Here is a 23,205-nt window from a genome sequence, read left to right as displayed (position 1 = left end):
CGATAGACGAAGGGGGGTCCCAATCATCTCCGGACCCCCCTGTCTTACCGCTCTGACCTGCGCAGACACCAAGCCTGTGTGAGCTAGAGCTCCTTGCGGAAAGCCTCCGCCACCTTCAGGAAGATGTCGTTCGCCTCGGCCTCCCCGACCGTCACACGCACACCCTCGCCCGCGAAGGGCCGTACGACCACACCGTGCTGCTCGCAGGCCGCCGCGAAGTCGACCGTGCGCTCCCCCAGCCGCAGCCAGACGAAGTTGGCCTGGGTCTCGGGCACCGTCCAGCCCTGCGCTCGCAGCCCCTCCACCACACGGTTACGCTCACAGACCAGCGAGCCGACCCGGCCGAACAGTTCGTCCTCGGCCCGCAGCGAGGCGATCGCCGCCTCCTGGGCGAGCTGGCTCACCCCGAAGGGCACCGCCGTCTTGCGCAGCGCCGCGGCCACCGGTTCATGGGCGATCGCGAAGCCGACCCTGAGGCCCGCGAGGCCGTACGCCTTGGAGAAGGTGCGCAGCACACAGACGTTCGGCCGCGTGCGGTACAGCTCCACGCCGTCCGGCACCTCGGGGTCGCGGATGAACTCGCGGTAGGCCTCGTCCAGTACCACCAGCACATCACTGGGCACCCGGTCGAGGAAGCGTTCCAGCTCGGCGCGCTTCACGACCGTGCCCGTCGGGTTGTTGGGGTTGCAGACGAAGATCAGCCGGGTCCGGTCGGTGATCGCCTCGGCCATCGCGTCCAGGTCGTGCACATCGCCCGCCGTCAGCGGCACCCGCACCGAGGTGGCACCGCTGATCTGCGTGATGATCGGGTACGCCTCGAAGGACCGCCAGGCGTAGATGACCTCGTCGCCCGGTCCCGAGGTCGCCTGGATCAGCTGCTGGGCGACGCCGACGGAACCGGTGCCGGTGGCCAGATGGGAGAGCGGGACGCCGAAACGCTCGGAGAGCTCGTTCATCAGGCCCGTGCAGGCCATGTCCGGGTAGCGGTTGAAGGAGGAGACCGCGGCCGTCACGGTCTCCAGCACACCCGGCAGCGGCGGATAGGGGTTCTCGTTGGAGGACAGCTTGTAGGCCACGGGACCGCCGGCAGCGGCAGGCTTGCCCGGCTTGTACGTGGGGATACCTTCCAGCTCGGCGCGCAGCTTGGGGCTTGTCTCGCTCACCGCAGTCCTCCTCATGACCACCGACACATGGCGGCCGACTCCGGCAGCCGGCTCCAATACTGCTCACCTTATGAGGATTGGGCTCCGCTGCGTACAGGTGAGAACCAACCTCGTCAGCCTCACAGGCATCAGGGGCATCACCGCACGAAGGCAGACGAATCAGGGGGCGCGGTCACATATATCTATGCGCGGGTGGCTCACGCCGTAGCGCGCATCACCCGTGAAGGTGAGTTGAGACCTCTTCGAAACATCGGGGACTCGGCAGGTCCATGCGTGCCGACAAGTTACGTAGTGCCATTGGATCGTTTAACTGACTTTGTTTCAAAGGTAGTTGACGCCAAATGACCTTGCAGAAACGTGCCTGTCAACGCGTGCATATGCGTCCGCCCTACCCCACCGCATGAGCCCTACTATCGGCTCGCCATGACAGCAGCAGGGAAGCACCAGGTGAGCCGCGCGGAAACCTCACGTCGAGGCAGTCGGCCGGGCCGGGCGGGCATCAGAGACGTAGCCGCCGCCGCCGGAGTCTCCATCACGACCGTGTCCGACGCTCTGAACGGAAAGGGCAGGCTCCCGGACGCCACCCGCCGCCACGTCAGGGAGGTCGCCGACCGACTGGGCTACCGGCCCTCCGCCGCGGCCAGAACCCTCCGTACCGGCAAGTCGGGACTCATCGGCCTGACCGTGACGACGTACGGGGATGAACCTTTCACCTTCACCGAGTTCGCGTACTTCGCCGAGATGGCGCGGGCCGCCACCTCGGCCGCGCTCGCCCGCGGCTACGCCCTCGTCATCCTGCCGGCGACCTCGCGCCACGACGTGTGGTCGAACGTCGCCCTGGACGGCACGGTGGTCATCGACCCGTCCGACCAGGACCCGGTCGTCAGCGAGCTGGTCCGGCAGGGCCTACCGGTGGTCTCCGACGGCCGCCCGGCCGGCGCGCTCCCGGTCACCGCGTGGGTCGACAACGACCACGAGGCCGCCGTCCTCGGCATCCTCGACCACCTGGCCGCCGCCGGCGCCCGCCGCATCGGCCTGCTGACCGGGACCACGACGGACACCTACACCCATCTGTCGACCACCGCGTATCTGCGCTGGTGCGAGCGGGTGGGCCAGGATCCGGTCTACGAGGCCTACCCGGCGCACGATCCGTGCGCGGGCGCCGTCGCCGCCGACCGGCTGCTCGCCCGCCCGGACCGACCGGACGCCGTGTACGGCCTGTTCGACCCGAACGGCACCGACCTGCTGGCCGCCGCCCGCCGCTACGGGCTGCGCGTCCCGGACGACCTGCTGATCGTCTGCTGCAGCGAGTCCACCGTGTACGCCAGCACCGAGCCGCCCGTCACCACGCTCTCCCTCAAGCCGCGCCGCATCGGCACGGCCGTCATCCAGCTCCTCATCGACGCCATCGAAGGGGTCGAATCGGACCAACCGGTCGAGCAGGTGATACCGACGGAGCTGATCGTGCGCACCTCCTCCCAGCGGCGCGCCCCGCGCACGACGGTCAGCTCGCCGCGGTCACCCGAGGAGAAGTAACAGGAAGTGGCCGGGCGAGGGTCCAAGCCCGGCCCAATCGGGGCGAATGCCGCGGTGGACAGGAGTCTTGCTCCGATTCACCACCCCTGGGTCATCACACGGCGCGATCCGCATTCCTATGATGGGCCCACGACACCGCGGGCCGCTGCGACCAGGCAGTCCGAAGCGGTGCAGATGCGGCGCGATGGTGGAGGGGTCTGATGACTCAGGGGGCCGGTCAGGGACCCGAGGTGGAGCGCACGGCGGTGCTGCGCGACTTCCGGGTACCCGCGTACGTCAACGAGACCGGTCCGTACGGCCACAGCACACACCCCGGCGACGTCGTCCCGGCCCCTGATGATGCCTACCCGGAGGGGTACACCCCCACCGAGCAGGACCTGCCCGTCATCAGCCAGGACGACGGACTCCAGGCGGCCGCCGACCCCGCCGAACCGGCGGGGGACGGTCCCGGCCCCCTGTTCGTCGTCGGCGACGTGCACGGCTACCTCGACGAACTGATGGCCGCACTCCACGAGAAAGGCCTGGTCGACGCCGAGGGCAACTGGTGCGCGGGCACCGCCCGGCTCTGGTTCCTCGGCGACTTCACCGACCGCGGCCCCGACGGCATCGGCGTCATCGACCTCGTGATGCGGCTGTCCGCGGAGGCCGCAGCGGCCGGCGGCTACTGCAAGGCCCTCATGGGAAACCACGAGTTGCTGCTGCTCGGCGCCAAACGGTTCGGCGACACCCCCGTCAACTCCGGCGCGGGCACCGCCACCTTCCAGGCGGCCTGGCTCCTCAACGGCGGCCAGAAGACCGACATGGACCGCCTCCAGGACCATCACCTGCAGTGGATGGCCCGCCTCGACGCCGTCGAGGAGGTGGACGGGCATCTGCTCGTGCACTCCGACACCACCGCCTACCTCGACTACGGCGACTCGATCGAGGCGGTCAACGACACCGTCCGCGAGACCCTCACGCGCAATGACGCGGACGAGGTCTGGGACCTGTTCCGGAAACTCACCAAGCGCTTCTCCTTCCGTGACGAAGGCGGCGCCGACCATGTGCGCTCCCTGCTCGACACATACGGCGGCACCCGCATCGTCCACGGCCACAGCCCGATCCCCTATCTGCTCGGCGAAGTGGGCTCCGAGGACGACAAGGAGGAATCCGGTCCGGTGGTCGAGGGACCGCACATCTACGCCGACGGTCTGGCCATCGCCATGGACGGCGGAGTGACCATGGCCGGAAAACTGCTGGTCCAGCAACTGCCCCTGGATATCTGAACCTTCACAGGGCAGACGTTCCCCCACGGCGGACCGACCATCGACCGCGCAGGCCAGAGGCCAATTTCTGGAAACCCCCTGTCACCGTGTGCCGTGACCGCTCTACCATCGGCTTATCCGTAGCAGGCTCCCCTCCGTTTCTGCCCGACGGCTCGTTGGCATGCGAGCCCCAAGCCCTACGGAGCATCGGGGGATGCACATGAACAGCGTTCCGCAGCACCTGCACAGCGAGGACCGCCAGGAGTACGAGCGGATCCTCGACGAGGCGCTGCGCTCCGCCCCTACCCGCCCGGAACTGGCCGCTGTCGGACAGCGGCTGAACCCCGAACAGCTGCGCACCATGGCGCTCAACGCCACCGCACTCATCACGGCGGCCGCGGCGACCGAGTACCAGTACTACGTGAAGGTCCGCGAGGAACAGCGCCGCCCGGCGACGCCGTCCACCCTGTCGTCCGTGCACGAACCCGGTCCCGCCGACTCGGGCACGGGTGCGATGGGGCTCGCCACCACCATGGGAGAGGTCGCCGAGACCGCCGGTGCGGGCGCCGTCGCCGTCGCCGCCGTCCTGACGCCCGTCCTCGCCGGAATCGCCGCGGCGATCTTCCTGCTCGTCGGCTACATCCTCCAGATGCTCAGCCCACCACCGGCGTTCGCCCACGCCATGATCACCATCGGGTGGGTGTTCGGCGCCCTGACCGCGGCCGCGATCCTGGTCGCCGCCGGCGGCCTGCTGCTCACCGCCCTGCGCAACCGGCCCTCGCCGGACGCGGGGTACGGCGAACTCAGCGAGGAGGTGGCACGGGCCAGGGACGCCTGGCGCGAGGCCCTGCTGGAACGCGGCCTCCTCCCCTTCCTCAGAGAGGCACTGACCGATCCCGGCACCGCCGCACTGCACCACACGGCACCGCCCGCGCCGACCAGCCGGATGCCCAGCCTGGGCTACGACCGCCCGGGCTTCAGCAGCCCGGACGAAGGAGCCTCCGGTTCCCGCCCGAGCTTCACCAGCCCGGACTACACCAGCCCGGACTTCGGGGGGCCGGAGCACCAGCCGGAATGACACCCGGCACAGCCCCTCGGCTTGCGCCCCCACCACGGGGAGCGCAAGCCGAAGACCCGACCGCGGGCCACCCGCCGACGGTTCGGCCGCCGACGGATCGCCCGCCTCAGTCGGCGATCGGCAGATAGACCCGGTTGCCCGCCGCCGCGAACTCCTTCGACTTCTGGGCCATGCCCTCCTCGATCTCCCCCTGACTGCCGCCGTGACGGCGGCGGATGTCCTGGGAGATCTTCATCGAGCAGAACTTCGGCCCGCACATCGAGCAGAAGTGAGCCGTCTTGGCCGGTTCGGCCGGGAGGGTCTCGTCGTGGAACTCCCGGGCCGTGTCGGGGTCGAGGGCCAGGTTGAACTGGTCCTCCCAGCGGAACTCGAAGCGGGCGTCGGAGAGGGCGTCGTCCCACTCCTGGGCGCCTGGGTGTCCCTTGGCGAGGTCGGCCGCGTGGGCGGCGATCTTGTAGGTGATGACACCCGTCTTGACGTCGTCCCGGTTGGGCAGGCCCAGGTGCTCCTTGGGCGTGACGTAGCAGAGCATCGCTGTGCCCCACCAGGCGATCATGGCGGCGCCGATGCCCGAGGTGATGTGGTCGTAGGCCGGCGCGACGTCCGTGGTCAGCGGGCCGAGCGTATAGAACGGAGCTTCATCGCAGATCTCCTGCTGAAGGTCGATATTCTCCTTGATCTTGTGCATCGGGACGTGTCCCGGGCCCTCGATCATGGTCTGTACGTTGAAACGCTTCGCGATCCGGTTGAGTTCCCCCAGCGTGCGCAACTCCGCGAACTGCGCCTCGTCGTTGGCGTCCGCGATCGAGCCGGGCCTGAGGCCGTCGCCCAGCGAGTACGTGACGTCATAGGCGGCGAGGATCTCGCACAATTCCTCGAAGTTCTCGTACAGGAACGACTCCTTGTGGTGCGCCAGGCACCACGCCGCCATGATCGAGCCGCCGCGCGAGACGATGCCGGTCTTGCGGTTGGCCGTCAGGGGTACGTACGGCAGGCGCACGCCCGCGTGGACCGTCATGTAGTCCACGCCCTGCTCGGCCTGCTCGATGACCGTGTCCTTGTAGATCTCCCAGGTCAGCTCCTCCGCGCGGCCGTCGACCTTCTCCAGTGCCTGGTAGAGCGGCACCGTGCCGATGGGGACGGGGGAGTTGCGCAGCACCCACTCACGGGTGGTGTGGATGTTGCGGCCGGTGGACAGGTCCATGACCGTGTCGGCGCCCCAGCGGGTCGCCCAGGTCATCTTCTCGACCTCCTCCTCGATGGAGGAGGTCACCGCCGAGTTGCCGATGTTGGCGTTGACCTTCACCAGGAACCGCTTGCCGATGATCATCGGCTCGATCTCCGGGTGGTTGACGTTCGCCGGCAGCACCGCGCGGCCCGCCGCGATCTCCTCACGGACCACCTCGGGAGCAACGTTCTCCCGGATGGCCACGTACTCCATCTCCGGTGTGATCTCACCGCGTCGGGCATAGGCGAGCTGTGTGACCGCCTGGCCGTCACGGCTGCGGCGCGGCTGGCGGGACCGCCCCGGGAAGACCGCGTCGAGGTTACGGAGACCTCCCCGCGGTGAGGTGTGCTTGATGCCGTCGTCCTCGGGGCGCACGGGACGCCCCGCGTACTCCTCGGTGTCCCCGCGGGCGATGATCCAGTTCTCCCGCAGCGGCAGAAGGCCCCGACGGACATCCGTCTCCGCGAGCGGATCGGTGTACGGGCCCGAGGTGTCGTACAACGTGACCGACTGCCCGTTGGTGAGGTGCACCTGTCGGACCGGCACCCGCAGATCGGGGCGCGAGCCCTCGACGTACGCCTTGTGCCAGCCGATGGACTTCCCGGCCTCGTCGAGCTGGTCGGAGGCAGGCGTGCGCGCGTCCTTGATGGTCATGAGACCTACTCCCTACGCCGGCATTACCCGGTAACAGGTTCGGCGGTCGACGCAGCGGCTTCCGTCTGCCGACGTTTCGTGGGGAACGTCACTCGCTTGAGATGACGTTCCACGTGAAACATCGCTGGGACGGAGGTCAGCGCCCTCTCAGCCCGGTGCTCCGAGCTCCCGCGTGTACAAAGGTGGCTCCACGCTAGCGTCAATTCGGGCGCGGTGAACAGAGGGCCCCTGTCGTTCTTGCGATGATCGGGCGGTGACCACGACGCATCAGCCCCCGTACCCGCCCCCCGAGCCTCCGCGCCGGCCTGGCTCCGGAAACGGCCCTGGGCACGGCCCGGGCAGCGGCTCCCGCGATGGCTTCGGAGACGGTGGGGCTGGTGGGGCCGGCGGGGTCGGCGGGGTCGGCGGGGTCGGCGGGGTCGGCGGGGTCGGCGGCTGGCATGAGCAGGAGCAGCACAGTGGCGCGCATGGCGGCGGTCACGGCTACGGCCGCGGTCCAGGCGTGAGCCACGCTGCCCCAGGCGGTGGTGGCGGCGGTCTGGGTGACGGTGGTGGCCACGACGGGCAGGGGCGTGGCCATGGATCCGATGACGGGCATGGGCATGGTTCCGGTGATGGGCATGGGCATGGGCATGGGCATGGGCATGGGAGCATGCCCGGCTCCGACCGTGGGCACGGTCACTCGCACAGTCATAGCCATGGGCCGGCCACTCCCGTCTCCAAGCACCTGCGCAAGGTCATCGCGGCGATCCTCATCCCGTTCGGCGTAGCCGTGGTGGTAGGGCTCGGGGTGCTGTGGCCCGGTGGTGCCCCGGCGCACGAACGCACCGGGGTCGGCTTCGACCGGCAGACCCAGCAGGCCACGGTCAGCAAGGTCGTGAGCGTCAGCTGCAAGTCGGTGAACGCCTCGGGGGAGACCCCGACCGGGGACACCTCCACCGCCGAGGGCTCGTCCGCCGAGCAGCAGGCGAACGGCACCTGCAAGAAGGCGACGATCCGGGTCGACACCGGAGACGACAAGGGCCGTACCTTCACTGAGATCGTCCAGCCGGACCAGTCGCGGCAGTTGCACGAGGGCGAGAAGGTTGTGGTCGCCTACGAACCCTCCGCGCCCAAGGACCTCCAGTACTCGGTCACCGACGTGAACCGCAAATTCCCGATGGGACTGCTCGCCGGCATCTTCGCGCTGGCCGTCGTGGTCGTCGGACGAATGCGCGGTGTCATGGCACTGGTCGCGCTGGCCGTCAGCTTCCTGCTGCTGAACTTCTTCGTCCTGCCCGCGATCCTGCAGGGCTCGAACCCGCTGCTCGTGGCGGTGGTCGGGGCGAGCGCCATCATGCTCATCGCCCTCTACATGTGCCACGGTCTGTCGGCCCGCACCTCCGTCGCGGTACTGGGGACGCTGATCTCCCTGGTACTGATCGGCATCCTCGGCTCGCAATTCATCGGCTGGGCCGCACTGACGGGCAACACGGATGACAACACCGGGCTCATCCACGGGCTGTACCCGTCGATCGACATGAGCGGTCTGCTGCTCGCCGGGGTCATCATCGGCTCCCTCGGTGTCCTCGACGACGTGACGGTCACGCAGACGTCGGCGGTCTGGGAGCTGCACGAGGCCAACCCGACCATGGGCTGGCGTGGGCTGTACCGCGCGGGTATCCGGATCGGCCGCGACCACATCGCGTCCGTCGTCAACACCCTCGTCCTCGCCTACGCCGGTGCCGCGTTGCCGCTGCTCCTGCTCTTCTCCATCGCGCAGTCCAGTGTGGGGACCGTCGCCAACAGCGAGCTGGTCGCGGAGGAGATCGTGCGCACATTGGTCGGCTCGATCGGCCTCGTCGCCTCGGTTCCGGTCACGACGGCCCTGGCGGCCCTGGTGGTCTCGGCCGACCGACCGGGGGCGGAGGCTGCGGCGGGGGCGGGGGCGCCCGTACCGGCGACGAGTGCGAGCGCGGGCACGGCCGACAGTCGGCCCGCAGCGGGACGCGGTGGGAAAGGTCGCCGGCGCAGGCGCTGAGAGGGGCCTGTCCGGGGGGTGAGCCGGGGCTGTGCGTCACGGATCCGAACTCCGGTTCCGGGCCCTGGCCCGGTTCCCCAACTCCTACGCTCCCGGCTCCCGGCTCCCGGCTCCCGGCTCCCGGCTCCCGGCTCCCGGCTCCCGGCTCCTACGAGGAAACCTGCTCGCCATAGAAATTGCACGGGCAAGAGCGACCCGCTGCCTGGTCGTTCCTGCGGCGTCCACGCCCCGATTTGAATCAATCACCGCATCCCGATCCGATCGGGACACCTCCCCGTGCCCCGACTCGGGTGCCACCCCCCCTCCCAGCCACAGCCCCAAATCCCTAGCCACGGCCCCAATTCCCTGCCCGACCCTGCCGCCCCAACCTCGGCAGAAGCGTTCCTGCACCCTCCCGTCCCACGCTGAAGCGCTCCCGCACCTCGCCGTCGACGGCATCAGCCCGCGCTCTGCTCCTCCGCCAGGATCCTGTCCAGCGCCTCGTCGAGATGGGTGTCGAAATCGGCCAGCGCGGCCTCCTGGCCCAGCGGCACCAGTTTGTCGGTGCGGTCCAGGAAGGCGATGATCGGCGCCGTCGACGAGCGGAACAGGGCCTGGTCGCCGCCGACCTGAAGCCTGATCAGGACATCACCCAGTAGGTCGGAACCGGCGGGCGAGACCCGTACATCGCCCTCCCCACAGGGCCGACCCACCCCGTCGATCAGCAGCTCGCGTCCAAAAGCCCAGGTCACGGGAGCATCACCCGGGAGATGGAAGGTCAGCCGGACGGCGTAGGGGTCGTCGGCCTCGTAGCGCAGCTCCACCGGAATGCGGAAGGAGAGATCCTCCGACACGAGAAAGCTCATCATGACCTCTGCCTGTACGGTCTCGCGCATTGCCTACCCCGTCATCTGCCTTCGTCGGCCCGGAATGATCCCTCTGACACTGGTGGCATCTTGCTGAACGTGCACGACAGATCACAAGGAGTGAGTTTTCAGATACTGATAGAGATCGAGAGCGAGCCCATCAGACGTCCGATTTCCTCTTGCAGTTGCTGGGTGGCGGCCAGCAACCGGTCCCCTTGATGAGCGGGCAACGAGATGGCCATCGTTGACGCAGCGTTACCCACCGTGATTGGAATCGCGGCGCAGACCGTCCCCAGTGCGTACTCCTGACGCTCGATCACCGGTCCCATACGCGCGGTCCGTTCGAGACGCCGGAGCAGGCTGTGGCCGTCGCGCACGGTGTACGGCGTGATGGACTGGACGGGATACCGGTCGAGGTGGTCGCGCCGGGCCTCGTCGTCGAGCTGAGCCAGCAGACACTGACCGATGGCGTGGGCGTGCCCGGTCTCCCGAAAGTCGGCCCACTCCTCGACCGCCGGGTTTCCGGGGCTGTCGGAGACGCAGAGGACGTCGATCTCGCCATCGCGGTACTGGGCGTAGTAGACCGGCACGCCGATCAGGTCACGCCAGTGCGCGAGCGCCTCGACAACGGTGCTGCGACGTTTCTGCTCCGCTCCATTGCTGCTCAGCCGCACGGCCGCTTCCCCGAGGAAGAACAGACCCTTGTCGCGGCGCAGGTAGCCCTCGTGCACGAGTGTGCGCAGCAGGTGGTAAGCGGTGGGGAGCGCCAGCCCGGTCTCGCGGGCGAGTTGTTTGGCGGGGGCTCCGTGGTCGTGCTCCGCGACGGATTCCAACAGACGCATCGCGCGCTGGACAGACCCGATCAACGTCGCGGAGTGGGCCTGTTCGGGAGGTCCTCCGGAGGGCGCCGCGTGCCGTTGGACGGGGGCTGACGGCTGTACCGGGGCCGTCGGCCGAACGGGAGCGGATCGCCGTACGGCAGCGGATGGCTGTACGGGAGCGGATGCCCGGACCGGAGCTGCCGGTCGGACAGCAGCTACTGGTTGGTCAGGAGCTACCGGTTGCTCAGGAGCTACCGGACCTCTGGGAGCCGTCGGTCGTACCGAAGCCGTGGGCTGTGTCGGCGCCGTCGTCGAGCGGGCGTCGATCTGTGCGGGTGCGGTGTCAACCGTGGCCAAGGGGCACTCCCGGAGCGAGAGGGGGCAGCCCGTGCGGGGAACACGGGTGGGGGTGTACTCCGCTCGCGGGGTCGTCCCCGCGTCGAGTTCCGGACTTTAACGGTCCGCCACCGCTCGTATACGGCCTGTCCGGGAAACTTCCCCCGCCCGAGGGAACGGGGCATTCCTGTTACCGGTCGCCCCGTCCGCTCCGGACGCTCACCAGTCGCTGCGCGACGAGGAACTCGACATGAACTTCCGTACGACGTAGACGAGTCCGCCGACCAGGGCCACGAAGACCAGCAGCTTGAAGAGCAGGCCGATGACGAAGCCGACGACCGTGGCTATCAGCCCGCCGAACACGACCAGGGCGATGACCGGCACCGCGATCCACTTCACCCACCACGGCAGTCCCGCGAAGATCTCTCCCATCGCACTTACCTCTCTGAAGTCCGGCACCGTCCGGCCCCTCTGGTACCGGATCCACCAATGTCCTGCCCTCGATGCTAGGGCCGGGAGGTACCGCTGCGGGGGCCTCGCACCCCTTGTCCTCCCCTGACTGATCCCCTAGGGAACCCCGAGGCCGCAGGTCAGCTCTCCGGGGGAGAGAAGACCACCATGACCCTGAGATCCTCGCTGATGTGGTGGAACTTGTGCGCGACTCCGGCGGGCACGTACACCACGCTCCCGCGCGCGACCTGGGTGGTCTCCATGCCCACGGTGATCGCCGCGCGTCCGCTGACCACGAAGTAGACCTCGTCCTGGTGGTGCGGCTGCTGCGGGTCCTGTGCTCCGGCGTCGAGTGCGTACAGGCCGACCGACATGTTCCGCTCACGCAGGAACTGCAGGTAGGCGCCGTCGTTGGCGGCACGCTCCGCCTCCAGTTCATCCAACCGGAATACCTTCATCGACTTAGTCCGCCCTCGTCGTACCCGTAACCGATCTCGTCTGCCACGATCAGACACATGAAGAATTTCCTAGTCAAGACGATCGCCAACGCAGGCGCTCTGGCGGTCGCCGTCTGGCTGCTCGACAAGATCACCCTGACCGGTGACAGCACCGGCAAGAAGGTCTGGACGCTGATCCTCGTCGCCCTGGTCTTCGGCCTGGTGAACTTCCTGGTCAAGCCGGTCGTGAAGCTCCTTACCTTCCCCCTGTTCATCCTGACGCTCGGCCTGTTCACGCTGATCGTCAACGCGCTGATGCTCCTGCTGACCTCGTGGCTCGCCGACAAGCTCGACCTGAGCTTCCACGTCGAGGGATTCTGGACCGCCGTTCTGGGCGGCCTGATCATCTCGATCGTGTCCTGGGCCCTGCACGTCGTCCTGCCCGACGAGGACTGAGGAGGCATGACCTACCGCGTCTGTTTCGTCTGTACGGGCAACATCTGCCGTTCCCCGATGGCCGAGTCGGTGTTCCGCGCCCGCGTAGCGGAAGCCGGCCTGGATGAACTGATCGAGGTCGACAGTGCCGGTACGGACGGCTGGCACGAGGGCGACGGCGCCGACCCGCGCACCGTGTCCGTCCTTGAGGAGCACGGCTACGACGGCACCCATACGGCCCGGCAGTTCCAGCCATCCTGGTTCTCCCGCCTCGACCTCGTCATCGCCCTCGACACCGGCCACCTGAAGGCCCTGCGACGCCTCGCGCCCACCCCGGAGGACGCCGGGAAGGTACGGCTGCTGCGGTCGTACGACCCCGCCGCGGGCGACGACCTGGACGTTCCGGACCCGTACTACGGGGACCTGGGCGGCTTCGAGGAGTGCCTTGAGATGGTGGAGGCGGCGAGCGAGGGTCTGCTCGCCGAGGTGCGCGAGCGGACGGAAGGACGGGTGGCATGAGCGACAGGGCTGCGGACCAGGGGGAGGGCACGCGCGCGGTACGGGCCGGACTGCCCGATGCGGTCAAGAACGAGCCGACCCTGCCCGGTCCGGCTTTCGCCGCCCACTTTCATCTGCCTGGTGAGGTCGACGGCCCGTACACCTACGGCCGCGACACCAACCCGAGCTGGAGCCTGCTGGAACGCGCCATCGGCGAACTGGAGGCGCCCGGGCGGGACGGCGTGGAGACGTTGGTCTTCGCCTCGGGCATGGCCGCCATCTCCGCCGTGCTCTTCTCGCAGCTGCGCGCCGGGGACGCGGTCGTCCTGCCGAGCGACGGCTACCAGGTGCTGCCGCTGATCCGCGCCCAGCTGGAGGCGTACGGCATCGAGGTGCGCACCGCGCCGACCGGCGGCGACGCCCAACTCGAGGTCCTCGACGGCGCACGGCTGCTGTGGATCGAGAGCCCGTCCAACCCCGGCCTCGACGTGTGTGACATCAGGCGGCTCGTCGAGACCGCACACGCGCGTGGTGCGCTCGTCGCGGTCGACAACACGCTCGCCACACCGCTCGGACAGCGCCCGCTGGAGCTCGGCGCGGACTTCTCCGTGGCGAGCGGCACCAAGCAGCTCACGGGGCACGGAGACGTCCTCCTCGGGTATGTGACCGGCCACGAGGGCGACGCGATGGACGCCGTCCGCCGATGGCGGAAGATCGTCGGGGCGATCGCGGGACCCATGGAGGCCTGGCTCGCCCATCGCTCGATCGCGACCCTGCAGATGCGGGTCGACCGGCAGAACGCGACCGCACTCGTGCTGGCCCAGGCGCTGCGGGAGCGGCCCGAGGTGACCGGGCTGCGCTACCCCGGGCTGCCCGACGACCCCTCGCACAAGATCGCCTCGCAGCAGATGCGCCGCTATGGATGTGTGGTCTCCTTCACGCTGCCCACGCACACGCGTGCCGACCGTTTCCTCGACGCCCTGCGGCTCGTGGACGACGCGACGAGCTTCGGCGGGGTGCGCTCCACGGCCGAGCGACGTCGGCGCTGGGGCGGCGACGACGTGCCGGAGGGCTTCATCCGCTTCTCGGTCGGGGCGGAGGATCCCGAGGACCTGGTGGCGGATGTGCTGCGCGCGCTGGACGAGTCGGCCGACTGACCGTTTCAGCGGTTTCAGCAGGGCCCTTACGGACGTCCGGCCATGTCCGGCTACGTACAACGGACGGTCCGAGCCTCCCCCCTCGTGGCTCGGACCGTCCCGGTTCCCGCGCGCGAAGAACCGCGCGAACAAGGCTAGTTGACTCTGTGTCAGTGTCCAATCACAGTAGCGACAGAGACCTATCGACATATTTATAGTTGGGCCCCTGCCCCGGGCCGGTGAAAGGGCAGGAAAGGGGGGTGTCGCCATGGATCTGGCCTTGCTGCGCACCTTTGTGACGGTGCACCGGGCCGGTTCCTTCACGCGCGCCGCCGCGCTGCTCGGACTCTCACAGCCGGCCGTCACCTCCCAGATCCGCACCCTTGAACGCCAGTTGGGCCGCCCCCTGTTCTTACGGCAGGCCCGCGGCGTGACCCCCACGACCATCGGTGACGAACTCGCCCACAAGGCCGCCCCTCATCTGGACGCCCTGGTGGAGATCACCGAGACCGGCCTCGACGACGAGTCGTCCCTGCGCACGCTGCATCTCGCGGGGCCTCCCGAGTTCACAGCCGAGCGTGCGCTGCCCGCGCTCACCGAGCTGACCGGCGAGGACGGCCAGGGCTTCGCCCTGCGGGCCTCCTTCGGGAACGCGGAGGAGGCCCTGGAGGGGCTGGCCGCCGGACATCATGATCTGGCCATCAGTACGGCTCGTCCACGGGGTGCGCTGCTCACCGCGAGCACGCTCTGCGACGAGGAGCACGTCCTGGTCGCCGCCCCGAGCTGGGCCGGCCGGCTCGACTCGGGGGAGGCGGTCGAAAGCCTTCCCGCGGTCAAGCCGGCCCCCGCGTTCGAGGACGTCCCCGTGATCGAGGTGCACGAGTCGCTGCCCTTCGTCTCGCGCTACTGGGCCTCGGTCTTCGACTCCCGCCCGGCCGCACCGGGCACCGTCGTCGTGCCCGATCTGCGCGCTGTGCTCGCCTGCGCGGTCGCGGGCGCCGGCCTCGCGGTGCTGCCGCGCTATCTGGCCGCAGCCGCCCTGGAGCGCGGTGACGTCGTCGCGCTGCACGAGCCCTCCGTGCCCCCGCTGCGGACGTACTTCCTGGTGGTGCGCACCGGGACGCTGGCCATGCCGCATATCGCGCGGGCGCACGAATGGCTGTTGCGCGCGGCTGTCGACTGGTGTTGAGCAGGGGTTTTGTGCTGTTGACGCAGCGATCCCGACCGGTGACACCACGCGATGTTTCACGTGGAACCATCCGGGCCACATACCCCCCATGACCGTCCGACCCGTGGTCAAGCGCACCGCCCGTGCCGTCCTGCTGGACGGCGACCATCTGATCCTGATCAAGCGCACCAAGCCCGGCATGGATCCTTACTGGCTGACTCCCGGCGGCGGAGTCGAGCCGACGGACACGACCGTCGTCGACGCCCTGCACCGCGAGGTGTACGAGGAGCTCGGCGCAAAGATCACCGACGTGGTGCCCTGCTTCGTGGACACCGTCGAGCACATCGGCGATGACGGTGGTGCGACCGGAGTGAAGGTGCAGCACTTCTTCGTCTGCCACCTGGAGTCGATGGATCCGTCCCTACGGCACGGGCCCGAAGTGGACGAGCCCCTCGGCGAGTACGAGATCGTCCGGGTTCCCTTCACCCGCGTCGGGATCGCCTCCGTCCACTTGGTCCCGCTGTCCCTGCGCCACTATCTCGACGGCAACATCGAGGGCGTACGGGCCATGCACGCACCGGACCTGGGCTGACCTCTCGCAGGTCACTGGGCCAGGACCAGTTCCTCGACGGAGTCGTGGCGTATGCGTTCCGCCGGGATCCCGACGGACCTGAGCGTGTCCACACCGCTGCGGATCATGCCGGGGGGTCCCGCGAGGTAGGCGTCGTACTCCCGCCAGGGGCCGTACTCGCGTACGGCCCCCAGGAGCTGGGGACGGGCAGCCTGCTGGTCGACGATGGCGCGGACCGACAGCCAGGGGTGGGACTGCTGGAGCCTGAGCATCGTGTCGATGTCGTACAGGCCGTTGTCGGTGCGAGCTCCGTAGAACACCTCGACCGACCGTCGTGCGCCGTGTTCCGCCACGTCCTCGACCAGAGCCTTGATGGGAGCTATGCCTGTACCGCCGCCCAGACAGAGCAGCCCGCTGTCGGTGGTGTGGTCCACGGTCATGGACCCGGTCGGCGGACCGAGCCGGATGATGTCGCCGGGACGGGCCCGGTGCACCAGGGCGTTGGAGACCCAGCCCGCCGGGACGGCCTTCACATGGAAGGACAGCAGGCCGTCCGAACGGGGTGCCGAGGCGAAGGAGTAGGGACGCCATATGCGCGGCCACCACGGTGTCTCCAGACTTGTGTACTGGCCGGCAAGGAACGGATAGGGCTGGTCCGGTCGGACGGTGACCACGGCGACGTCGGCGGTCCTCAGGTCGTGCGACACGACCTCCGCGTACCACCAGGCGGGTGCACGCACTTCGTCCGCGGCCGCGGCGTCGATCATCACCTGCGAGATCGTCGTGTACGTCCGTACCCAGGCCGCTTCCGTCTCCGCGTCCCAGATACCGGAGGCGTACCTGCTCAGCGCGCCGATGAGGCACTCCCCGACCGCCGGGAAGTGCTCGGCGCGTGTGCCGTACTTGCGGTGGCCCCGGCCCAGGTTCTGCAGGTAGTCGAACAGGACCGGGGTGTTGTCGATGTGCTCGGCCGCCGTCAGCAGCGCCCTGAGCAGGCGGTCCCGCTGAGCGTCCATGGCGGCGGGGAACAGCGGGCGCAGATCGGGATGGCGTACGAAGAGCAGCGCGTAGAAGTACGCCGTCACCTTCTCGGCGACAGGGGCGATCTCGGCCATGGTCCGGCGGATGCGGACGGCGTCCGGGGAGGGCGACTGGTCTCTCGGAGACAGGTCCGGGACGTGCGCAGGGGTGGTGCCCAGCGCCGTGAGGGTGCCTTGGTGCGGAGAGGAACGTCGGCCGGGGACTCGGCGGCGTACGGAAGAGGCGCCGACCGGCGCCGTCGGGAACTGAGCCGGGCCGGACCGCGGCGGTGTCTGTGGCGGGGGCTGTATCCGGTCCGGCCGTGTCGGGAGCTGTGTCTCGTCGGCCGGAGCGGGTATCTCCTCGGCGGGCGTCCCTTTCCCGCCGTTCGCCTCCGTACCGGCTGGCACTGCGGCCTGAGTTGAAGCGTCGGTCGGTGCTGTGGCCCAAGTCGGCGGGTCCGCCTCACTGGCTGTCGGGGCTCCTGAAGATGTGGCCGCCCCCGGCCCGCTTCCCTCTGTCGTCTCCTGTTCGGCACCGGGGGCCGCCGTCGGCTGATTGCGTGGAGCGAACCAGTCGCCACCCCCAGAAGTGCCGTTGTGGGCCGGCATCGGGGTCGGAGCGTCCATGGTGTGCCTCGCCTCGAACATTTCTCGGTCGGTCTGCGCACTTCCTCGGTCGCAACATGACTTTCCGCGGGGCGGTTTGTTTCCCCGCTCGGCGTCACGGCCAACGCGGCACCATTCGACCCGTATTCGCAGTCCGTACGGACAAGCAGGAGCGAGTGTTCCATTGGCCGCGGCGCCCTCACTGCAGCGTCCCACGGCGTACGGATACCTTGGCCGCATAACCAAAAATGCGGGTCTTCGATCTCTCTGCCCCGTTAGGCTGCATTGTCCCGCTCTCGGTCGCCCGGGAGGGTCGCACCCCGGTACGGTCAGGAACCAGTCACCGTGCCGGTGGCCGTCATACCCCCTCAATTACCGAGCATGGCGCACCAATTCATAGGCTTCCCACAGATCCATGCCCTTGTAGGAGTGGGTCGAGATATCGGACAGGTGATGGTCCGCATTGACCGCCACGGAGATCGGCACTGCGGCGAACAGATCCTTGTCGGAGGATGAGTCGCCATAGGCAATGCAGTCGGCCCGTGTCACTCCGAACTGCTCACATAGCCGGTCCGCGATCAGGACCTTGGCTGCGGCGCTGAGTGCACCGGCAGGATCCATGGGCTCGGCGAAGGGGACGGCCGGAAAGCGGGACCCGAACGCGGCATCGGCTCCCCAGCTGGTCAGCCGTTCCACGAAGAAGGACGGTGAGAGTGACACGACTGCGCAGTAGTCGCCCTGTGCCCTGATCTCCGCCCAGACCTCACGGATGCGGGCCAGCCACGGGGCACCTTCGAAAGCCGCGACGACGTGTGCCTCGGTCAGGGAAGCCCACAGCGTGTACACCTGCTGCGCATATTCGGGCGGACCTATCAGTCCGGCTCCGATCGCCTGGTCGAGTGCCACTGTCTCGGCCTCAAGACCGAGTTGCCGGGAAATCTGCACGGGCGCGCTGGTCCCGTGCATCAAAGTGCCATCGAGGTCGAAGAGATGAAGTCTCGCCATGTCGTTGAGGCTACTGTTCCATGAGAGCGGCGAGGTGCCATGGGAACTTCCCGTGGACCGCCGGACGGTCGCCGTTCTCCGATGTTTCACGTGAAACACTCGGCATCTGATCGCGTGCTGCACGCTTGGCTACGACATGGCCAAAAGCTCGTACACACCCCGGGAAACAGGTGGACGCCGAGGGTACCCGTCGGACAGCCTGACCTGCGTGCCGATTCCTTCTCTCGCCGCTCTGCCCATCCGTCGTCTGACGCTTCGCGATCTCACCGCCTGCGCGGACTTGTCCGAGGACCGGGGGTGGCCACGCGAGGAACACAAGTGGGGCCTTCTCCTCGCGGCCGGAAAGGGCTACGGCATCGACGACCCCGACGGAGGCCTCGTCACCGCCTGCGTGGTCACGGAGTACGGCCCCTACAGCGAGCCCGATCTGGCAGCGATCGGCATGGTGCTGGTCGCCGAACGGCACGCCCGACAGGGCATCGGCCGTCGGCTCATGCACCACATTCTCTCCGCGATGGGCACCACCCCTCTGACTCTCCACGCGACGCCCTACGGCCGCCCGCTCTACGAGGAACTCGGCTTCAAGGTCATCGGCCAAGCGGAGATGCTCCGCGGACACTTCACTCCGGGCGGCCCGGTCCCGACGGTGAGTACGCGTGCGGCCACCGCCGAGGACCTCGCCACGATCCTCCGGTTCGACGAAGAGGTGCTCGGCACGGATCGCACCCACCTCATCACCCGGCTGCCTGCCTTCGCCGACCAGTTCCGCGTCGCCGAGGAGAACGGCCGGATCATCGGATACGCGGCTGCCTGGCCCAACATGGACACCCACGTCGTGGGTCCACTGGTCGCCCGTGACACCGAGACGGCCCAGGCACTCCTCACGTCACTCGCCGCCGGCACCGACCGCGCCCTGCGCACCGACATCGACGTACGGCACGAAGAGCTAAGGGCGTGGGCCTGGGATCGTGGTCTGGCACCGGTCACCCTCAACTCCGTCATGACGTACGGGATTCAGGAGCTGCCGGGCGACTGGCAGAGGCGGTTCGCCCCGCTGACGGTGGCCGCGGTCTGAGAAATGCCTGTACGACGGCGCCGGTGCCCCGGACTTCGGAGCACCGGCGCCGTCTTCATGCCTGGTTGCGAGCCACGCCAGGTCAGTGGCGCACCGCGGCCGGCTGCTCCACGGGTGTCGCCCGCGCGACCACGGCGCCGGGAGTGCTGTCCCTGCGCTCCAGCGCGGCCGAGAGGAACGCCAGAAGCAGAGCACCCATGGCGAGGGCGGCACCCACCCAGTTGGGAGCCGTGTAGCCGAAGCCGGCTGCGATGACCACGCCGCCGAGCCAGGCGGAGAGGGCGTTGCCGAGGTTGAAAGCACCGATGTTGACGGCCGAGGCTAGCGTCGGGGCCTCGTGCGCCTGGTCGAGAACCCTCTTCTGGAGCGGCGGCACCGCGGCGAAGCCCAGGGCGCCGATGAGAGCGATCGTGACGCCGGCCAGGACCTTGTGGTGCGCGGTGAGCGTGAAGAGCGCGAGCACGAGGGCCAGGGCACCCAAGGACACGTACAGCATGGGCATCAGGGCCCGGTCGGCGTACTTGCCGCCAACCAGGTTGCCGCCGACCATGCCGAGGCCGAAGAGAACCAGCAACCAGGTCACCGAGCTGTCGGCGAAGCCCGCCACGTGGGTCATCATCGGCGCGATGTAGGTGATGGCGGCGAAGACACCGCCGAAACCGAGGACCGTCATCGCCATGGCGAGCAGCACCTGGACGTTCTTGAAGGCGGCCAGCTCGTGGCGCAGGCGCACGCCCTCAGGCCGGGGTATCTCGGGGACGAGCCGGGCGATGCCGACCAGGCCGACGACACCGAGGATCGCGACGATCGTGAAGGTGAGACGCCAGCCGGCGCTCTGGCCGATCAGCGTGCCGAGCGGGACGCCGACGACGTTGGCGACGGTCAGACCGGTGAACATCGTCGCGATGGCTCCGGCCTTCTTGTCCGGTGCCACCAGGTCTGCGGCGACGACCGAGCCGATGCCGAAGAAGGCTCCGTGGGCGAGGGAGGCCACCACGCGGCCGATCAGCATGACGGCGAAGGACGGGGCGAGGGCCGAGAGCAGGTTGCCGATGACGAACAGCCCCATCAGCAGCATCAGCATTCGCTTGCGCGAGATCTTGGTGCCGAGGGCGGTCATCAGGGGGGCGCCGAACATGACGCCGAGCGCGTAGCCGGTGACCAGGAAGCCGGCTGTGGGGATGGAGACCCCGAAGTCGTCCGCGACCTCGGGCAGCAGGCCCATGATCACGAACTCGGTCGTTCCGATTCCGAAGGCCCCGATCGCGAGAGCCAGAAGCGCGAGCGGCATGGAGGGGCACACCTTCCCAGACGATTGCAGGAGCATGTTGCGAACGCTCACAATAATTGCAGACGCTCTATATTTGCAAGCGACGGTAATATCGGTTCGCTCATGCCTCGCGCAGGAGCCCAGGACTGGTGCGCGCACACGACCTCAGCGGGCGCAGCACTCCCTGTTGGGCGTCCTGGGCCGCCGACACGACGGCGAGGGCGGACACCTGCGGATGAAGCAGGTCGCCGACGCCGTTATCCGCGGCCAGCGCCCCCACCGGCCACACTGACCGCCGCGGCAGCTGCACCGACGTCACCGACACCCGCCGCGGCCTCCTCGAACACAGCCCTGCGAAAAGCGCCGACCAAGCCGCCACGAACCCGAACTCGCTCCCCCCGTATGAGCCTTGGAGGCCCGCCGCCCGTCTGCGGTGCCCGCTCACGAGCACTCCGCATAAGGTGCGGACATGGGAGATCTTGAAATTCGGCCCGCCACGGCGGACGACGTCTCTGCGATCGTCGGCATGCTTGCCGACGACCCCTTGGGCGCCCAGCGCGAGTCCCCGGACGACCTGGCCCCCTATCTGGCCGCGCTGAAGCGACTCTCCTCGGACCCGAACCAGCGCCTGGTCGTCGCCACGCGAGAGAATCGCGTGGTCGGCACGCTTCAGCTCACCATCATTCCGGGACTGTCCCGTCGCGGTGCCACCAGATCGGTCATCGAAGGGGTGCGCATCCACGCCGACGAGCGGGGCAGTGGACTCGGGTCCCGGCTCATCGAGTGGGCCATCGAGGAATCCCGCCGTCAGAACTGCCAGTTGGTCCAGCTGACGTCCGACAAGACACGCACGGATGCCCACCGCTTCTACGAACGGCTCGGTTTCACGGCCTCGCACGTCGGCTTCAAGCTGACCCTGTGATCTTCCCCAGGGCTGTTTCCTCCCGCACAGCAAGGCGCTCTGTTTCACGTGAAACAGAGCGCCGCTCGGTCAATCAGCCAGGGGCGTCCAGCCGATACCTCGCCACCCCGCCGGATCCACTCCACCCGGCACGGAAGACCCCTCCTCGTACGGCTGACGAGTGAACACGAACGAACCGAGGTCCAGGTGGTCCACCGATCCGTCAGGCCGCCGTACGGCCTTCAGGACCTCCCCTTGGAAGTAGCCCTCGAGGCCGGCCCAGGTGCCGTCGCCGTTGGCCCGGAATCGCGAACGCCGGCCTGCGCCCGACAGGGGCTCCAACGAGACGAGTCCGTCCGCCGTCAGCCGTAGAGCGAATCCGTTCGTTCCCCAGTACCACTGGCCCGCCAATTCCAGTGCGGGCGAGTCGGTTTCACGCATCGGACGCCAGGGCTCGGGGATCCTGGGCTCGGCCTCGGCGACGATCCGTACGAGCTCGGACCCTACTGCGGACAGCAGCGGGCCTGAGGTGCAGTTGGCCAGCACGACGGCGGCGACATCGTCCGTCACACTGATCGTGAGATTCGCGAGGAATCCCGGCAGTGAGCCCGAGTGGCCCACGAGCAGCCGACCGTCGCGGTGCTGGATCTGCAGCCCGAGACCGTATGTGGCGCCGTCGGCGAGCTCCCCCGCACCGGTCGGCGCCGCGGGCGTGCGCATCTCACGCACGGTCTCCGCGCACAGCACCCGGTCGTTTCCGTTAGCCAAGAAGACGGCGAAGCGCGCCAAGTCCGCCGTCGTGGACCAGAGTTGCCCGGCCGGAGCCATCCGCCCGAGGTCCTCGGACGGCTCGGGCAGCATCACGTCGGCCCACGGATGAACCGCCCAGCCCCCTGCATGCGGCGCTTCCGGACGGACACTCGTGCGGTCGAGGCCCAGAGGTACGAGCACTTCCCTTCGGAGCACCTCCTCCCACGGAGCCCCGCGCAGCTTCTCCACCAGCGCTCCCAGCAAGGTGTAGCCGGGGTTCGAATAGTGGAAGAGGCGTCCTGTCGGATGCAGGAAGGGCTGCTCGCCCAGTACGTCGGCGAGTTCAGGACGCAGAGCCCCTGAAGTGCGCTCCCACCAGGGGGCGGGGGACTCGGCTGCCAAACCGCCGGTGTGCGCGAGGAGTTCGGCGACGGTGGCCTCCCCCGCACCTGTACCAGGGACATACTTCTCCAGCGGGTCACCGAGGTCGAGCATTCCCTCGTCACGCAGTCGCAGGACGAGGACGGCGGTGAAGGTCTTCGTGATCGAGCCGATGCGGTACTGCACGTTCTCGTCCGGGCCGTGACCGTCCACCGACGTGCGCGCACCGTGCCACACGGTCCGTCCGCCACGCACGACCGCCGCGACCAGTGAGGGTGCCCTCCCCTCCGCCTGGGCTACGGCGATCCGGTGCAGCAGCGCCCGGCGCGTGCCGGGAAGCAGCTCTTCCTGAGATGTCGTCATGCCCCCAGTCCATCCCGTGGGATACGCAGGCGTCGACTTCTTTAGCCCCGGGGATGGTGTGGACGGCCGACCGACGGCTGCCGTCTCAGGCTGTGGCATCTCGTGATCGAACATGGGTCGGACCTGGACGGCGAGGGCGGATGGATCCGTCGGTCACATGGGGTTCACGGTGAGCACCTCCGACAGCGGTCGCGTCAGGGTGCCGACCTCGA

General features: G+C 68.6%; 22 protein-coding genes, 1 pseudogene and 1 riboswitch. Of the genes and pseudogenes, 12 read left to right on the top strand and 11 right to left on the bottom strand.

Annotation, left to right across the window (positions count from 1 at the left end):
• Positions 1–83: 83 nt before the first annotated feature.
• A complete protein-coding gene (gene hisC, locus ABZT93_RS18285) occupies positions 84–1,163 on the bottom strand; it encodes a histidinol-phosphate transaminase (RefSeq protein WP_356105550.1) in 1,080 nt (359 codons plus the stop codon).
• A gap of 423 nt (positions 1,164–1,586) precedes the next feature.
• On the opposite strand from hisC, the gene ABZT93_RS18280 reads away from it, so the two are divergent.
• From ABZT93_RS18280 to ABZT93_RS18270, 3 genes are all read left to right on the top strand, one after another.
• Entirely contained in the window at positions 1,587–2,699 is a 1,113-nt protein-coding gene (locus ABZT93_RS18280; RefSeq protein ID WP_356105548.1) for a LacI family DNA-binding transcriptional regulator, read from the top strand.
• 200 nt (positions 2,700–2,899) lie between these two features.
• A complete protein-coding gene (locus ABZT93_RS18275; protein WP_356105546.1) occupies positions 2,900–3,964 on the top strand; it encodes a metallophosphoesterase in 1,065 nt (354 codons plus the stop codon).
• 193 nt (positions 3,965–4,157) lie between these two features.
• Positions 4,158–5,021 (top strand): hypothetical protein, encoded by an 864-nt coding sequence (locus tag ABZT93_RS18270; protein WP_356105544.1) that lies wholly within the window; start codon positions 4,158–4,160, stop codon positions 5,019–5,021.
• Between the two features lie 106 nt (positions 5,022–5,127).
• Here the strand turns inward: ABZT93_RS18270 and thiC are convergent, their stop codons facing one another.
• Both thiC and ABZT93_RS18260 read right to left on the bottom strand, forming a co-directional pair.
• Positions 5,128–6,903, bottom strand: coding sequence for a phosphomethylpyrimidine synthase ThiC (gene thiC, locus ABZT93_RS18265; RefSeq protein WP_356105542.1), 1,776 nt, complete (start codon positions 6,901–6,903; stop codon positions 5,128–5,130).
• A riboswitch (TPP riboswitch) is annotated at positions 6,896–7,085 on the bottom strand. It overlaps the preceding gene by 8 nt.
• Before the next feature lie 17 nt (positions 7,086–7,102).
• Entirely contained in the window at positions 7,103–7,525 is a 423-nt protein-coding gene (locus ABZT93_RS18260) for a hypothetical protein (RefSeq protein ID WP_356105764.1), read from the bottom strand.
• Between ABZT93_RS18260 and ABZT93_RS18255 the strand changes: the two genes are divergently transcribed.
• Positions 7,442–8,923 (top strand): YibE/F family protein, encoded by a 1,482-nt coding sequence (locus ABZT93_RS18255; protein WP_356105750.1) that lies wholly within the window; start codon positions 7,442–7,444, stop codon positions 8,921–8,923. The genes ABZT93_RS18260 and ABZT93_RS18255 overlap by 84 nt on opposite strands.
• Before the next feature lie 437 nt (positions 8,924–9,360).
• Here ABZT93_RS18255 and ABZT93_RS18250 read toward each other — a convergent pair whose 3' ends face one another.
• From ABZT93_RS18250 to ABZT93_RS18235, 4 genes are all read right to left on the bottom strand, one after another.
• On the bottom strand, positions 9,361–9,798 hold the full coding sequence (locus ABZT93_RS18250; protein ID WP_356105540.1) for an SsgA family sporulation/cell division regulator: 438 nt from the start codon (positions 9,796–9,798) through the stop codon (positions 9,361–9,363).
• Between the two features lie 98 nt (positions 9,799–9,896).
• Positions 9,897–10,634: a helix-turn-helix domain-containing protein gene (locus ABZT93_RS18245; RefSeq protein WP_356105538.1), complete on the bottom strand. Its 738-nt coding sequence runs from the start codon at positions 10,632–10,634 to the stop codon at positions 9,897–9,899.
• A 510-nt stretch (positions 10,635–11,144) separates the two neighbouring features.
• Positions 11,145–11,357, bottom strand: a complete 213-nt coding sequence (locus tag ABZT93_RS18240) for a DUF5326 family protein (protein WP_037711649.1) — start codon at positions 11,355–11,357, stop codon at positions 11,145–11,147.
• A gap of 158 nt (positions 11,358–11,515) precedes the next feature.
• Positions 11,516–11,833, bottom strand: coding sequence for a cupin domain-containing protein (locus tag ABZT93_RS18235; protein ID WP_356105536.1), 318 nt, complete (start codon positions 11,831–11,833; stop codon positions 11,516–11,518).
• A gap of 57 nt (positions 11,834–11,890) precedes the next feature.
• On the opposite strand from ABZT93_RS18235, the gene ABZT93_RS18230 reads away from it, so the two are divergent.
• The 5 genes from ABZT93_RS18230 (at position 11,891) to ABZT93_RS18210 (ending at position 15,641) form a co-directional block, all read left to right on the top strand.
• Entirely contained in the window at positions 11,891–12,268 is a 378-nt protein-coding gene (locus tag ABZT93_RS18230) for a phage holin family protein (protein WP_356105533.1), read from the top strand.
• 6 nt (positions 12,269–12,274) lie between these two features.
• Complete coding sequence (locus ABZT93_RS18225) at positions 12,275–12,766, top strand: low molecular weight protein-tyrosine-phosphatase (protein WP_356105531.1); 492 nt, start codon at positions 12,275–12,277, stop codon at positions 12,764–12,766.
• On the top strand, positions 12,763–13,902 hold the full coding sequence (locus ABZT93_RS18220; RefSeq protein WP_356105528.1) for a cystathionine gamma-lyase: 1,140 nt from the start codon (positions 12,763–12,765) through the stop codon (positions 13,900–13,902). The genes ABZT93_RS18225 and ABZT93_RS18220 overlap by 4 nt, the downstream gene beginning before the upstream one ends.
• A 247-nt stretch (positions 13,903–14,149) precedes the next feature.
• Positions 14,150–15,070, top strand: coding sequence for a LysR family transcriptional regulator (locus ABZT93_RS18215; protein WP_356105525.1), 921 nt, complete (start codon positions 14,150–14,152; stop codon positions 15,068–15,070).
• Between the two features lie 88 nt (positions 15,071–15,158).
• Positions 15,159–15,641 (top strand): NUDIX hydrolase, encoded by a 483-nt coding sequence (locus ABZT93_RS18210; protein ID WP_356105523.1) that lies wholly within the window; start codon positions 15,159–15,161, stop codon positions 15,639–15,641.
• An 11-nt stretch (positions 15,642–15,652) separates the two neighbouring features.
• Here the strand turns inward: ABZT93_RS18210 and ABZT93_RS18205 are convergent, their stop codons facing one another.
• Both ABZT93_RS18205 and ABZT93_RS18200 read right to left on the bottom strand, forming a co-directional pair.
• The gene (locus ABZT93_RS18205) at positions 15,653–17,269 is read right to left on the bottom strand and encodes a globin domain-containing protein (RefSeq protein ID WP_356105520.1); all 1,617 of its coding nucleotides are present in this window, start codon (positions 17,267–17,269) and stop codon (positions 15,653–15,655) included.
• Between the two features lie 351 nt (positions 17,270–17,620).
• Positions 17,621–18,253, bottom strand: coding sequence for an HAD-IB family phosphatase (locus ABZT93_RS18200; protein ID WP_356105517.1), 633 nt, complete (start codon positions 18,251–18,253; stop codon positions 17,621–17,623).
• Positions 18,254–18,461: 208 nt separating this feature from the next.
• On the opposite strand from ABZT93_RS18200, the gene ABZT93_RS18195 reads away from it, so the two are divergent.
• Complete coding sequence (locus ABZT93_RS18195) at positions 18,462–19,328, top strand: GNAT family N-acetyltransferase (protein ID WP_356105515.1); 867 nt, start codon at positions 18,462–18,464, stop codon at positions 19,326–19,328.
• Positions 19,329–19,410: 82 nt separating this feature from the next.
• Here ABZT93_RS18195 and ABZT93_RS18190 read toward each other — a convergent pair whose 3' ends face one another.
• Complete coding sequence (locus tag ABZT93_RS18190) at positions 19,411–20,619, bottom strand: MFS transporter (RefSeq protein WP_356105512.1); 1,209 nt, start codon at positions 20,617–20,619, stop codon at positions 19,411–19,413.
• 154 nt (positions 20,620–20,773) lie between these two features.
• On the opposite strand from ABZT93_RS18190, the pseudogene ABZT93_RS18185 reads away from it, so the two are divergent.
• Together ABZT93_RS18185 and ABZT93_RS18180 are read left to right on the top strand one after the other, a co-directional pair.
• A pseudogene (locus ABZT93_RS18185) lies at positions 20,774–20,879 on the top strand (MarR family transcriptional regulator); the annotation flags it as partial.
• 188 nt (positions 20,880–21,067) lie between these two features.
• Positions 21,068–21,520, top strand: coding sequence for a GNAT family N-acetyltransferase (locus tag ABZT93_RS18180; protein WP_356105509.1), 453 nt, complete (start codon positions 21,068–21,070; stop codon positions 21,518–21,520).
• Positions 21,521–21,589: 69 nt separating this feature from the next.
• Here ABZT93_RS18180 and ABZT93_RS18175 read toward each other — a convergent pair whose 3' ends face one another.
• The gene (locus ABZT93_RS18175; protein ID WP_356105507.1) at positions 21,590–22,993 is read right to left on the bottom strand and encodes a serine hydrolase domain-containing protein; all 1,404 of its coding nucleotides are present in this window, start codon (positions 22,991–22,993) and stop codon (positions 21,590–21,592) included.
• Positions 22,994–23,205 lie beyond the last annotated feature (212 nt).

Origin of the sequence: Streptomyces sp. NPDC005303 (assembly GCF_040607335.1) — a bacterium.
Taxonomy (GTDB): Bacteria; Actinomycetota; Actinomycetes; order Streptomycetales; family Streptomycetaceae; genus Streptomyces.
The sequence above is the reverse complement of the archived record's forward strand: the minus strand, read 5'-3'. Positions and strand labels throughout refer to the sequence as shown.

Coding starts and splice junctions, on each gene's coding strand:
- ABZT93_RS18270 (WP_356105544.1), top strand. CDS start 4,158: ATGCACATGAACAGCGTTCCGCAGCACCTGCACAGCGAGGACCGCCAG.
- ABZT93_RS18210 (WP_356105523.1), top strand. CDS start 15,159: ATGACCGTCCGACCCGTGGTCAAGCGCACCGCCCGTGCCGTCCTGCTG.
- thiC (WP_356105542.1), bottom strand. CDS start 6,903: ATGACCATCAAGGACGCGCGCACGCCTGCCTCCGACCAGCTCGACGAG.
- ABZT93_RS18175 (WP_356105507.1), bottom strand. CDS start 22,993: ATGACGACATCTCAGGAAGAGCTGCTTCCCGGCACGCGCCGGGCGCTG.
- ABZT93_RS18180 (WP_356105509.1), top strand. CDS start 21,068: ATGGGAGATCTTGAAATTCGGCCCGCCACGGCGGACGACGTCTCTGCG.
- ABZT93_RS18235 (WP_356105536.1), bottom strand. CDS start 11,833: ATGAAGGTATTCCGGTTGGATGAACTGGAGGCGGAGCGTGCCGCCAAC.
- ABZT93_RS18220 (WP_356105528.1), top strand. CDS start 12,763: ATGAGCGACAGGGCTGCGGACCAGGGGGAGGGCACGCGCGCGGTACGG.
- ABZT93_RS18230 (WP_356105533.1), top strand. CDS start 11,891: ATGAAGAATTTCCTAGTCAAGACGATCGCCAACGCAGGCGCTCTGGCG.
- ABZT93_RS18280 (WP_356105548.1), top strand. CDS start 1,587: ATGACAGCAGCAGGGAAGCACCAGGTGAGCCGCGCGGAAACCTCACGT.
- ABZT93_RS18205 (WP_356105520.1), bottom strand. CDS start 17,269: ATGGACGCTCCGACCCCGATGCCGGCCCACAACGGCACTTCTGGGGGT.
- ABZT93_RS18225 (WP_356105531.1), top strand. CDS start 12,275: ATGACCTACCGCGTCTGTTTCGTCTGTACGGGCAACATCTGCCGTTCC.
- ABZT93_RS18215 (WP_356105525.1), top strand. CDS start 14,150: ATGGATCTGGCCTTGCTGCGCACCTTTGTGACGGTGCACCGGGCCGGT.
- ABZT93_RS18200 (WP_356105517.1), bottom strand. CDS start 18,253: ATGGCGAGACTTCATCTCTTCGACCTCGATGGCACTTTGATGCACGGG.
- ABZT93_RS18260 (WP_356105764.1), bottom strand. CDS start 7,525: ATGCCCATCACCGGAACCATGCCCATGCCCGTCATCGGATCCATGGCC.
- ABZT93_RS18250 (WP_356105540.1), bottom strand. CDS start 9,798: ATGCGCGAGACCGTACAGGCAGAGGTCATGATGAGCTTTCTCGTGTCG.
- ABZT93_RS18190 (WP_356105512.1), bottom strand. CDS start 20,619: ATGCCGCTCGCGCTTCTGGCTCTCGCGATCGGGGCCTTCGGAATCGGA.
- ABZT93_RS18240 (WP_037711649.1), bottom strand. CDS start 11,357: ATGGGAGAGATCTTCGCGGGACTGCCGTGGTGGGTGAAGTGGATCGCG.
- ABZT93_RS18275 (WP_356105546.1), top strand. CDS start 2,900: ATGACTCAGGGGGCCGGTCAGGGACCCGAGGTGGAGCGCACGGCGGTG.